Genomic DNA, 12,064 nt, shown 5'->3' with positions numbered 1-12,064 from the left:
ATGGCTGCCAACGAACTCGAAGTAGAGATCGTCGCTGAGGACCGTTTCGTATGGTCTGGCCCGGCTCGATCCGTTTCGGCACGCACCATCGAAGGTGAGATTGGGATTCTTCCTGGTCACACCCCGTTGCTCGCCGTTCTCGGCGACGGTGAAGTTGTGGTCGAGTCCGGAGACGGAACGGCCGTAACCGTGCGCGCAGAAGGCGGGTTCTTCTCCGTGGACAATAACCGCGTGGTGATTGCTGCCGGTGCTGCAACGCTGGAGGGTGAAGCCTCACACGGGTCTGTAGCCTGACATGACGTCCGGGTGGTTCGTAGGAACCGTACTGAGTATCCTCGCCATCGTGGCGCTGATCGTCCTGATCGTGGGCGCAGTGCTCTGGTGGAGGAGACGTACGCTCCTACGGACCCCTGGTACGTTTAAGGCCAGATTCGTGGCTTCCCCGGATCAGATCGATTCACAGGGGCAAGGTGCCCGCGTGATCGTCTGCTACAACGAGACCACGGTAGAACTGATGACAGTATTCTCCGTGAGTCCGTTGCCCCGCTGGACGGCTCCACGCCATCGTTTGGACATTAAGCGTCTCGGACCAGCGCGTAAAGAAGGCTGGGTCCGCGTGCGTTTAGAAGACGGTGCGAAGGCGCAGGAACTGCTCATGGACGAGATCAACGTCTCCGAATTGGCTACGTGGTTGGAGTCTGGCCCGTCCATCGGAATCGGTATCTGGCGGGATGAACCGATCCGACGGCAACGGCGTCGTTTCTTCTGACTCGGTCAGCCGGTGTCGGACGACCTCGGACACTCAACACACAACTACACAGAAGCCGCTGGGTGAGGACAGAAGCCGCTGGGTGAGGGAACGTGGATGGTCCCTCGCCCGGCGGCTTCGTCGTTGAGCAACGTGCGCTCCTAGCCCGCAACTACGTCAGAAGACTAGCCCGCTACTGCGTCAGAAGAGTCGAGCATCGGCGTCGTCAACACCGCGAAGCGCATCGTAGTCCAGCGTCACGCACCGGAAACCGCGGTCCTCGGCAAGAGTGCGGGCCTGCGGTTTGATCTGCTGTGCGGCGAACACCCCTTGGACGGGCGCCAGCAGGGGATCGCGATTCAGCAGCTCGACATAGCGGGTGAGCTGCTCCACGCCGTCGATGTCACCGCGCCGTTTCAGCTCCACGGCCACGGTGGCGCCTTCGGCATTCCGGGCCACAATATCGACCGGACCAATAGCGGTCATGTACTCGCGGCGGACCAAGCTGTAGCCATCACCCAGGGTGGTGATCTGCTCGGCCAGCAATCGCTGCAGGTCGGCTTCCACACCGTCCTTGATCAGTCCCGGGTCCTGTCCCAGTTCGTGGGAAGAATCATGATGGGTTGCGAAAAGATGGATGATCAGTTGGTCATCGGTTTTCTGTGCGGAGACGGTCCAGACCGACTGGACGCCTTGTCCAGATAATGCTTCATCGGGTTCAGTTTCGCGCAAGGTGGCCGGAGGGCTCATCCAGTTCAGCGGCTTGTAGGAACCGCCGTCGGAGTGCACTAGGACAGCGCCGTCTGCCTTGATCATCAACAGGCGACTTGCCCGTGGAAGATGGGCGTTGAGTCGGCCTCGATAAGTCACTGAACAGTCTGCTATCACCAATCGCACACCGGAGAGTTTACCCGGTATCGGTCCTCTCCGAGTCTGCCGAGGCCGAGGGTGGGGGAAGTCGGTATGCGAAAATGGTGGCATGCCCCGTTCCAACCGTCCCCGCCGTTCGTCGTCGTCACGACGTCGCGGGGCCTCTCCGGATCGTGGCCAGGGGGCCTCGCGTCCGGGAATGCCTGACGGGTTGAATCTGCGTCTGGGAATGGATCCCGGATACCACCACGAATCTGCCGCCGATGGGGACTGGCACGTGCGTCAGATCCCGGCCTGGCGTGCCGTGAAGGATTACACCTGCCCGGGCTGTTTCCGTACAATCATCACTGGCCAGGCACATCTGGTGGCCTGGCGCAGTGACCATCTCTTCGGGGACGAAGCCGCCGGTGAAGAACGCCGGCACTGGCATCTGAAATGCTGGGAGAACCGGCGTCAAGATCGCCGTTGAGCGGTTACCTGCGGCTATCGCGAATCCTGATACGGCAGCAATACTTCTCGAAGTATCAAGAGCACCGCCGCAGCGGTGGGGATAGCTATCAGAGCTCCGAGAACCCCCAGCATGGTGCCGCCAGCGATGACGGCAATAACCGCCACGGAACTGGGGACGGCCACCGCACGAGACATCACGCGCGGGGAGACGAAGTAAGCCTCGACCTGCAAGTAGATGAAGTAGATGGCGGCGAAGATCAGTGTGGCCTGCCAGCCAACAGCCAGGCTGATGAGACTGATGATAATCCCGCCGATCATGGCCCCGACCAGCGGGATGAACGCCATCAGGCCGGCAAAGAATGCCATCAGTGTGGCAAACGGGATTCCGGCAATGGAGACGGCGATGAAGGCAACGCAGCCGTTGAGCACGGCGACGATGGACTGTCCGATGACGTAGTGGCCCACGGAGGTGGTGATCCGCTCCGAGAGGGTTTCCACGCGAGTCCGGCGGCTGCGGGGGACCAGGTGGTACATCCACTGTTTCATGGTCGGCAACGAGACCAGGAAGTACAGGGTGAGCACGAAAATCACGAGAGCGCTGAACCCGGTGGTGATGATCGCAGTGCCCACACCGAAGATGCCACCGAAGAGGTTGGTGACATTGGACGTATCGGAAACGAACCGATTCAGTTCGGTGTTGACCCAATCCTGAACGTCATAGCGGGCGTCGAGATCCTGGAAGAACTCCGAGCCAATGAACTGGTCGACGAGATCGGGTAGGTCGTTGATGAACTGGGTGGTCTGCTGGGCGACGATCGGGATGAGCTGGGAAAAGAACAATCCCAGAATTCCGCCGAAGATGGCCAGGGCGCCGAGGACACCGACGCCGCGCGGGGCGCCCCAGCTCTCAACCTTACGCACGATCGGATCCAGCCCAAGGGCGATAAACAGCGCCGCCCCGATCCAGGCCAGCAGCGATGAGTTCACGGTAAGCACCATGTACAAGAACAGCGCCAGACCGATGCCCACGGCCAAGAGGAACCCGGTACGAATAGGGTGCTGCATGACAATGTCGACGCTGGACGACGTCGCTTCGGCGGTCATGGTGTCGCGGGTGACCGGCTGATCGGTGGATTCCGGAATGCTGAACTGATGCCGTGGGCGCGCACCCGGAACGCGGAACCCACTGAGTCGCCGCCGAAGAGCGCGCACGCGATCCGCGCCACGGGGAAAGGTCGGTGCGGGGGTCGATTCGCCGGATACGTCGTCGTTGTCTGCCACAAACACAGCGTACGTCAGCGCCTTCTCGGACCGGCAGTGCCCGTGTCCGCGGCGTCGTAGAGACCGTCCGTTATCGAAAAGTGACCATTCTCGGTACAATGAGTGCCCGTCCGGTTCACCGGTTTCTGTCACCTCGTTCTCGATTCAAGAAGGTTCTGCGTGAAAGCATTCTCAGGAGTCATCGCGATACTGCTCGGTCTTGGCGCGATCTTCGCTGCCCTGGGCCTGCAGACCGTTTGGGCTCCACCGGAGCAGGTGACCGCAGGCGTGGCAACCGAGGGCGAGGGGGCCCCTGGAGAGGCTCCGCTGACGATCATTACCGGCGGAATCACCGAGGTTGATGACGAGAACATCGAGTACAGCCTGACGGGCGAGGGCGACTACACCTTGATGCTCGGTCAGACCCGCGATATCGAGGCATGGGTGGGCGACGCCGCCCACAACACGATCACCGGTGTGAACACCGATGTACCTCGCGGCGAGAGCCCCGTAGTGACGGTGGAACACACCGAGGGTGAGTCCACCGTGCCCAGCCCCGTGAGCTCGGATCTCTGGGTAGACATTCAAGAAGCTGAAGGCACTATCACTCAGCGCTGGTCCACGCCAGCCGAAGGCGAATGGGCGCTACTTGTGGTGGCCGACGGCACCGAATCGGCTCCCACGGACTTCTCGGTGACGTGGGTGAACCAGGAAGGCAATTCGCCCTGGATCGTGCCGCTGTACGTGATCGGCTCCCTGCTGGTGTTGCTCGGCGTGCTGGTGCTGGTCTGGCTGGCAGTCGTCTTCCAGCGCAAGCGGAAGCGGCCTTCGGGCCGTCGCGTGGCCGGTCGAGATGCCGTCGGCCCGGCCACCGCGACCACCGCGGTCGCAGCCCCCGCTCCTGCCGCCAACGATGTCGAACCTCATGTCGAACCCGAGCCGACTGATGAAAAAGCCAGTGACGAATCTGACGAGACCGTAGAACCTGATGACACCACCGACATCGATGATGATGTGGATGGGGGAGAAGCCGTGGACGAGCCGGAGCAGGAACAGAATGGCAAAGACCGTCCGGAGTCTCCGTTCCTGAAACGGGTCGTAGCTGGTCTGGGAACCGTGGGACTGTCAGCCGGTCTGCTTTGGGGCGGCGTGGGCCCGGCAACGGCCGACACCGCGGAAGACGCCTCGGAACCCGCCGCGAGCACCGACAGCGATATCAGCGAGGCCCCGGATGCCGGCTCCGACGCCGAAGAGGCTGGTTCCGATGAGTACCCTGTCGTCGTCGAGCAGCAGCTCGAGCAGATTCTTACACGTGTAGGTGCCACGGTAGCCCGCGGCGATGAAGAACAAGATGCTGACGTGTTGTCCTCGCGCATGATGTCTCAGGCACTTCAGGCCCGCAAAGACAATTATCGCAACCGCGCCATCGATGATGAGACGCGCGCTGTGGCTGCGCTGCCCGCCGAGCCGGTGCTGGCCGCGTGGTCGGATGCCTCCGAGGAGTTCCCTCGCAACCTGGTGGCTGTCGTCGGTGGCGAGGATGACCAGATTCCACAGCTGGTGCTGTTGCGTCAGGAGGATGCCCGCAGTCAGTACAAGGTGGCTTACACCGCGGCGATGATTCAGGGCACCGAATTCCCGGTGTCTTCCGTGATGGACTCCGGAATTGAGCAGATCAACGTCACCGATGACACCGGCCTAGCGATGAGTCCTCAGGCTGCTCTACAGGGGCTGGGTGACTACCTTTCGGACCCCGACGACGACTTCGGTGACCAGGTGGGGGAGAACGTCACCATTGATGCTCTGCACACCTTCCAGACCGAGCGCCAGGAATCGCTGGAGGAAGCCACCGCCGAATACAGTCGTACTCCCGTGCAGAACGGCTACACGTCGGTGCGCATGCCCGATGGCTCGGCGTTGGTGATCGGCTCGCTGAACGCTGAGACCCGGATGTCACCGAACGAGGAAGGCGCGGGCATCGAGGTCAGCGAGCTGTCCGCTGAGCTGGCTGGTGAGGATTCGCGCAACCACGAGGGCGAAGTCGTGGAGATTTATCGCGAATCGGTCGCCGTGCTGGTGCCCTCTGCTGAGGACGAGGACGCGCAGGTTCGGCTCGTGGCGATGAGCGACGATATCGCCTCCGTGGAGTACATAGACTAAGTACGAAACGTCCCGTCCCGGGGGTGAACCCGGATCAGCATCCCGGCCGCGTGCCGGGGGAGGAGTGATGATGACCGAGCAGCCAGATCGTTCCCAGCCTGCCGCAACGCCACAGCAACGTGGCGCCGTGGATCTCTCCGCCCTGGCCAACAGCGCCAGCGCACCGGAGTCGGGTGCTTCCGGAGGCTCAACCTGGGTCACGCGCATCGCCAGCGAGGCCGAGCTGCAGCAAGTGTTGCAGCTGGGTGCGCAGGTTCCGGTGCTGATCCACCTGGCTGCTCCGTCGAATCCGGCTTCGGCCCAAATCGATCAGGCCCTCGTCCCGGCCGTTGACGCCCGCCAGGGACGCCTCGTGCTGGCCCAGGCCGATACGGAAGCCGACCCCGCGCTGCTGCAGATCTTCGGTGTGCCGGCCGGTCCGGTCGTCGTTGCCGTGGTCGGTGGGCAAGCTATTCCATTGCTGAACCAGCCGGCCCCGGCCGAACAGATCTCCGCTGTCTTGGACGAAGTCCAGAAGATCGCCGTACAGAATGGTCTCTCCGGTACGGTGGCCCCGTTCGCTGCCGGGCCAGCGGAGGAATCAAACGAACCGGCGCTGCCGCCACTGCACGCTCAGGCTGAGACGGCACTGGGCGAGCGGGATTACGAGGGTGCCCTGGCCGCGTATCAGCAAGCGCTGAAGGAAAACCCCGGTGACGACCTGGCGAAGAACGGGATTTCCCGTGTTCAATTGATCCAGCGTACCCAGGCCATGGACCCCCAGGCCGTGCGTGCTCATGCGGCCGAAAACCCGGAAGACGTCCAGGCACAGATAGACGTGGCCGACCTGGATCTGCTCGGCGGACATGTGGAGGACGCCTTCGCCCGGTTGGTGAGATTCATCGCATCTCATCGCGACGAATCCCGGGAGTCAGCTCGCGCTCATCTGGTGGATCTCTACGCCGTGGTGGGCGAAAATGATCCGCGGGTCGCCGCCTCGCGCCGCCAATTGGCGATGGCCCTGTTCTAATCAGTGTGCCTATGCTGGGGCACGTCCCGGATCTGCGCCGCTGTCGAGAACGGGGTCCGTGACCGCTCATGGAAAGGACACTTCGACCGTGGCCGACGCATCTTCACCCCAGCCTTCGTCACCGCAGCCGGTCGCTCCGAGCGACGACCAGCACGCTTTCGTCGTCCGGCAGCTAGGCAAACAATTTGGCCCCAAGATCGCCGTCAACGGCATCGACCTGGACATCCCCGCCGGATCGTTCTACGGACTGGTCGGGCCGAACGGAGCCGGCAAGACCACCGCGATGTCGATGATGACGGGGCTCTTGCGCCCGGACCACGGCAAAGTGTGGGTGCACGGTATCGAGGTGTGGGAACAGCCCGGCGCTGCCAAACGCATCATGGGCGTTCTCGCCGACGGTGTGCGCCTTTTCGACCGGCTCAGCGGTGAGCAACTGGTGACCTACTCCGGGCTGCTGCGCGGCATGGACCGTGAGTTGGTGGCCGAGCGTACCCGTGACCTCTTGCGGGTCATGGACCTCAACGAGGACGCCGGCAAACCTGTGGTGGATTACTCGGCCGGTATGACGAAGAAAATCGCCTTGGCCGCAGCCATGATCCACGCGCCGAAGGTGCTGGTGCTCGACGAGCCTTTCGAAGCAGTCGACCCGGTCTCGGCGTCGAACATTCGCCAGATCCTCCAGCAATACGTATCTTCCGGCGGCACCGTCATCGTCTCCTCGCACGTGATGGACCTCGTGCAGCGGATGTGCGACCACGTCGCGATCATCGCGCAGGGTAACGTCCTGGCCGCCGGTACGGTGGACGAGGTACGCGGTGAGCGCTCCCTGGACGAGACGTTCGTCGAGCTGGTGGGCGGAGACGGCCCTGGAGAGGGGCTCACGTGGTTGCGCACCTGATCTCTCTGCGCTTCCGGCTGACGATCGCCGGATGGAAACGCTCGACTATGGTGCTGGTGATGACGCTGATCGGCGTCGTCTACGCCCTGGGCCTCCTGTTCGCGATGATTCTTGGGATGACCGCGCTCGGCTCCGTCGACACCGAACTGCGCGGCACCGTCGTCGTCCTGATCGGCGCCGTCCTGGTGCTCGCATGGTTGGTGGTGCCCCTGTTTGCCTCGGGTATGGACCAATCCATGGAGCCGCGAAACTTTGTCACCTATGGCATTCAGACACCCGTCTTGATCACCGGGCTGGGGCTGGGAGCGCTGACCACGGTGACCGGTGCGTTCACGCTGTTAGCGAGTATCGCAATGATCCTGCCTTGGCGCGACAACGTGGTGGTGATGCTGACCGCCCTCGTGGGTGCACTGCTGGGAACGGTGTTCTGTATCTGCCTTGCCCACGGGGTCACCGGTCTGCTGAGCGCGATGACCGGTCGACGTCGGGTCCGCGAGACGCTGTCGCTGATTGCGTTCATCCCGCTCATGCTCGCCGGCGTTATTTTCGGAACAGCGGTCGAGAGCATTCCGGGCCTGATCGAGCAGTTGCCGGGCGTACTGGGCGTGCTGGTGTGGACGCCGCTGGGTAGCTTCACCGGGTCCGCCTGGACGGCATCGCAGGGCGACCTTAGACTGGCAGCGGCCCAGTTGGGAGTCAGCCTCGTCTGGGTCCTCGGTGCCATCTGGCTGTGGGCGACGGCCGTGCGGCGCAGCATCGATCGCGCACCAAGCTCCGGCACGAGCAGCCGTAGCACTCGCGGCACGGGGCTGTTCGCCCGTTTCCCGGCCACCCCCGCCGGTGCGATTGCGGCGCGGTCGATCATTTACTGGCTCAAGGACCCGCGCTATTCGGCGAGCCTCATCATGGTGCCGCTCATAGTGGTCGTGTTGATATTCCTGGGCGCGCAATCGGGCAGCTCCGTGATCGTGCTCCTGATCGGCCCCTTGGTCGGCTTGCTGTTGGGATTCGCGATTCAGGCGGACCTCTCCTATGACGGCGCTGCTCTGTCCATGCACATCACCACCGGAGTCACCGGTCAAGACGACCGACGCGGTCGCGTCTCGGCGCTGCTGATCTGGGCGGTGCCGGCCACCATCGGCGCCACCGTGATCGGTGCAGCCGTGACCGGGGCGTGGAACCTGCTGCCTGCAGCCTTGGGCCTGGGCATGACGCTGTTGCTGGGCGGTGCCGGACTCTCCGCGCTCATTTCAGCGCGATTCGTGTACCCGGTGCCAGCCCCCGGGGCGAGCCCGTTTGCCACACCGCAGGGTTCGATGATGCGCACCGCCATGGTGCAGATGGTGTCCCTGCTCGCCACCGTGGTGGTCACCCTGCCAGCCGTGGTGCTCTCCATCGTGGCCCTGGTCAACGGGGATACCCTGTGGAACCTCATCGCCTTGGCGGTGGGCCTGGTCAACGGGGTGATCGTGCTGTGGATCGGCATGAAGCTCGGAGCCGTCTGGTATGACAGCACCAGCGACAAGACCTACCAGCAAGTGCTGCGCTACGTGTCCAGCCAGTAGCCAGCCGACTGAAGGAGTAGAATGGCCACCATGACGTCTTCCGTTCACGCCTCCCAGCAGGATCCCTACGGTCAGCCCGGCTCTCCGAGCGGAGCCGGATCCAGCGTCCTGGAACGTGAGGAGCAGCTCCAGGAAATAGAACCAGGCGACCACGAGCGCTTCGCACACTACGTGCGCAAGGAAAAGATCATGGAGTCCGCCATGACCGGCGAGCCCGTGATCGCCCTGTGTGGCAAGGTCTGGACGCCGGGCAGGGATCCCCAGCGGTTCCCCGTGTGCCCCGAGTGCAAAGAGATCTACGAAGGTTTCAGTTCTGGCGACGAAGGCTCCTCGGGATCCGGCGGCAAAGGACGCGGCTGGTTCGGCCGTGGCAAGTCCTAACTCGACCGCCTGAATTCCCAGACCAAAGTGACTGTCCCCGCAGGTGCGGGTTTGCTCGCCGCGCGTACGCGGCGATAGAGGAGGTGTCCTGCACCCGTGTCGGATGCACTGTTCCAGATCGGCGAGAATCTGCCCCCAGCGATGCCCGAACGCGCCGCCTGGGGTACGGCAACGAAGCTTCGTCAGTGGCAGCAGGAGGCCCTGGAACGGTACTTTTCGGCACCACATCGGGACTTCCTCACCGTGGCAACCCCCGGCGCAGGTAAGACCACCTTCGCGCTACGCGTGGCCAAAATGCTCAAAGAATCCGGCGTGATTAGCCGGATCACCGTGGTGGCACCCACCGATCACCTGAAGAAGCAGTGGGCTGATTCTGCCGCTCGCGTGGGGCTGGCGATCGACCCTAACTTCAAGAACTCCGACGGTCGCCACGGCGACGAGTACCTCGGCGTGGCTCTCACCTACGCTCAGGTGGCGAATAAGCCGATCTTGCATCGAAATCGCACCGAAGCGGCAAACACCCTGGTCATCCTCGATGAGATCCACCACGGCGGCGATGCGCTGAGCTGGGGCGACGGCATCAGGGAGGCCTTCGAACCGGCCGCCCGAAGGCTCGCTCTGACAGGTACTCCGTTCCGCTCGGATACGGCATCGATTCCCTTTGTCGACTATGTTGAAGAGCGCGACGGCATCCGGCGCAGCCGGGCCGACTACACCTACGGTTACGGGCCTGCGCTGCGTGACCACGTGGTGCGCCCGGTGCTGTTCATGGCCTACTCCGGTCAGATGCGCTGGAAATCCTCCGCCGGTGAGGTGATGGAAGCCCAGCTCGGTGAGGCCGCAACCAAAGCCATCACGGGGGCCGCCTGGCGCACTGCGCTGAATCCGGAGGGGGAGTGGATCCCCTCGGTGCTTCGGGCGGCCGACCGTCGACTCACCGAAGTGCGGCGTAATGTCTCCGATGCTGGCGGACTGGTGATCGCCACCGACCACGAGGACGCCCGCGCGTACGCCGCCCAACTGGAAGTTATCACCGGGGAACCGGTGACCACGGTGCTGTCGGATGATGCCGGCGCCTCGGAGAAGATTGAGACGTTCGCGGAGAGCGACTCCCGGTGGATGGTCGCCGTGCGCATGGTGTCCGAAGGCGTGGACGTGCCCCGCCTGTGCGTGGGTGTGTACGCCACCTCGACCTCGACACCGCTGTTCTTTGCGCAGGCGATCGGCCGTTTCGTGCGTTCGCGTAAGCGCGGTGAGACGGCCAGCGTGTTTTTGCCTTCGGTGCCCCAACTGATGCTGTTGGCCAACGAGATGGAGGCCGAACGCAACCACGCACTGGATGCCCCGGTGGGTGGGGTGGACCCGGAGACCATGGAGGATCTCTCCAACGCGCCGGAGGAAGATGAGTTGGCCGCGGCCAATCGTGAAGACTCCGCCTCGGACAGTCTGTTGCGCGAGAAATTCCAAGCCCTGGAATCCTCGGCGTCCTTCGATAAGGTGCTCTACGACGGTGCTGAATTTGGCACCGGTGGTGCGGTGGGTTCCGAGGATGAATTGGACTTCTTGGGGATCCCTGGACTGCTCGATGCGGACCAGGTTTCCACCCTGCTGCGTCAGCGTCAGGCCGAGCAGCTCAAGCGCCGCCCACAGACCCCGCAGGTCAACGGTCAAGCCTCGGAGCAGGAAGCAGCGCAGTCCGTGGTTTCGCACCGTCGAATGAAAGAACTGCGCTCGGAATTATCGAAGTCGGTGGCCGCGTGGTCGGCACGTACTGGCACCCCGCACGGGGTGATCCACAATCGGCTCCGCGAAGTCAGCGGCGGGCCCGCGGTGGCTCAAGCCAGTCAGGACCAACTGGAGAAACGGCTCAGCACCCTGCAGGGCTGGTTTGTCGGGCGAAGCTAAGAACGACACACATTTAGACACAGATAGAAGCGGGGCTCGAGAGCAAAGATCTCGAGCCCCGCTTCTATCTGTGTCTATCAGCCGACGGCGTGGACCCAGTGGCACAACTGGGCGCCAGCGTCTTCCATCTCGTCCAGCGCAGCGTTTGAGTTTTCCTCGCTGACGCCCACGATGAGGTTCGTCATCACCTTCGTCTGGTAGCCAGCATCCACGGCATCGAGCACGGTGGCTTGTACGCAGTGGTCGGTGGCAATGCCGACAACAGTGATGGCATCGATGTCCCGCTCGGAGAGCCATTCATCCAGCGTGAGTGCATCGTCCTCGATGGCGGCGGCACCAGCGGCGGTGGCGCCATAGGGGCCGACGGTGCCCTCGGGGGCGTTGGGGTGGATGGTATCCGGGTCTCCTAGCTGCCCGTCGAAAGCAGAGTAGGAGGCGTCGTAGCGGCCCTTGAGGAATTGGGCGTCGAGGTACTCTTCGTCCAGGTTGGGGTGCAGTTCAGCGCCGGTAGTTCCTGCCAGGCAGTGCACCGGCCAGGTCTCTTCAAAGTCGGGTTCAGCATCCGAAGCCGCAGCGAAGTGCGGACCCGGGTCAACATGCCAGTCGCGAGTGGCGACAACAGCAGCATATTCTCCGGAGTGCTCTTCGAGGAACTCGGAGATACGGGCGGCAATGTTCGCGCCGCCGGGGACGGCCAGTGAGCCGCCTTCGCAGAAGTCGTTCTGGACGTCTACGATCACCAAAGCACGCATGGTCGGTGTCCTTTTTCATTGAGCGTCGTGGCGAGTGATTGAGCTTGCTGCCCCCGGTTTTCAGGG

12 protein-coding genes are annotated in these 12,064 nt (G+C 63.2%); 9 read left to right on the top strand and 3 right to left on the bottom strand.

From position 1 onward, the window contains the following. On the top strand, nt 1-294 hold the full coding sequence (locus tag O1A05_RS12830) for a F0F1 ATP synthase subunit epsilon (protein WP_270105588.1): 294 nt from the start codon (nt 1-3) through the stop codon (nt 292-294). A gap of 1 nt (nt 295) precedes the next feature. After that, entirely contained in the window at nt 296-769 is a 474-nt protein-coding gene (locus tag O1A05_RS12825; RefSeq protein WP_270105587.1) for a DUF2550 family protein, read from the top strand. A gap of 180 nt (nt 770-949) precedes the next feature. Here O1A05_RS12825 and nucS read toward each other — a convergent pair whose 3' ends face one another. Continuing rightward, complete coding sequence (gene nucS / locus O1A05_RS12820) at nt 950-1,645, bottom strand: endonuclease NucS (RefSeq protein ID WP_270105586.1); 696 nt, start codon at nt 1,643-1,645, stop codon at nt 950-952. An 82-nt stretch (nt 1,646-1,727) separates the two neighbouring features. On the opposite strand from nucS, the gene O1A05_RS12815 reads away from it, so the two are divergent. After that, nucleotides 1,728-2,087 carry a hypothetical protein gene (locus O1A05_RS12815; RefSeq protein WP_270105585.1) on the top strand — a complete coding sequence of 120 codons (360 nt, stop codon included), beginning with the start codon at nt 1,728-1,730 and terminating at the stop codon, nt 2,085-2,087. A gap of 14 nt (nt 2,088-2,101) precedes the next feature. On the opposite strand, the gene O1A05_RS12810 is transcribed toward O1A05_RS12815, so the two are convergent. Then, the gene (locus tag O1A05_RS12810) at nt 2,102-3,349 is read right to left on the bottom strand and encodes an AI-2E family transporter (RefSeq protein WP_270105584.1); all 1,248 of its coding nucleotides are present in this window, start codon (nt 3,347-3,349) and stop codon (nt 2,102-2,104) included. A 159-nt stretch (nt 3,350-3,508) separates the two neighbouring features. On the opposite strand from O1A05_RS12810, the gene O1A05_RS12805 reads away from it, so the two are divergent. The 6 genes from O1A05_RS12805 (at nt 3,509) to O1A05_RS12780 (ending at nt 11,246) form a co-directional block, all read left to right on the top strand. Then, nucleotides 3,509-5,488: a hypothetical protein gene (locus O1A05_RS12805; protein WP_270105583.1), complete on the top strand. Its 1,980-nt coding sequence runs from the start codon at nt 3,509-3,511 to the stop codon at nt 5,486-5,488. 67 nt (nt 5,489-5,555) lie between these two features. Then, nucleotides 5,556-6,497, top strand: a complete 942-nt coding sequence (locus O1A05_RS12800; protein ID WP_270105582.1) for a co-chaperone YbbN — start codon at nt 5,556-5,558, stop codon at nt 6,495-6,497. 88 nt (nt 6,498-6,585) lie between these two features. Further along, the gene (locus tag O1A05_RS12795; RefSeq protein WP_270105581.1) at nt 6,586-7,395 is read left to right on the top strand and encodes an ABC transporter ATP-binding protein; all 810 of its coding nucleotides are present in this window, start codon (nt 6,586-6,588) and stop codon (nt 7,393-7,395) included. Then, nucleotides 7,380-8,960 carry a hypothetical protein gene (locus tag O1A05_RS12790; RefSeq protein ID WP_270105580.1) on the top strand — a complete coding sequence of 527 codons (1,581 nt, stop codon included), beginning with the start codon at nt 7,380-7,382 and terminating at the stop codon, nt 8,958-8,960. The genes O1A05_RS12795 and O1A05_RS12790 overlap by 16 nt, the downstream gene beginning before the upstream one ends. A gap of 30 nt (nt 8,961-8,990) precedes the next feature. Further along, complete coding sequence (locus O1A05_RS12785; RefSeq protein WP_270105579.1) at nt 8,991-9,341, top strand: DUF3039 domain-containing protein; 351 nt, start codon at nt 8,991-8,993, stop codon at nt 9,339-9,341. A 96-nt stretch (nt 9,342-9,437) separates the two neighbouring features. Continuing rightward, a complete protein-coding gene (locus O1A05_RS12780; RefSeq protein ID WP_270105578.1) occupies nt 9,438-11,246 on the top strand; it encodes a DEAD/DEAH box helicase in 1,809 nt (602 codons plus the stop codon). A gap of 77 nt (nt 11,247-11,323) precedes the next feature. Here the strand turns inward: O1A05_RS12780 and O1A05_RS12775 are convergent, their stop codons facing one another. After that, the gene (locus O1A05_RS12775; protein WP_270105577.1) at nt 11,324-11,998 is read right to left on the bottom strand and encodes an isochorismatase family protein; all 675 of its coding nucleotides are present in this window, start codon (nt 11,996-11,998) and stop codon (nt 11,324-11,326) included. Nucleotides 11,999-12,064 lie beyond the last annotated feature (66 nt).

The sequence above is a fragment of the Citricoccus sp. NR2 genome (assembly GCF_027594385.1).
GTDB lineage: Bacteria > Actinomycetota > Actinomycetes > Actinomycetales > Micrococcaceae > CmP2.
This window is presented reverse-complemented; position numbering and strand designations above follow the sequence as displayed.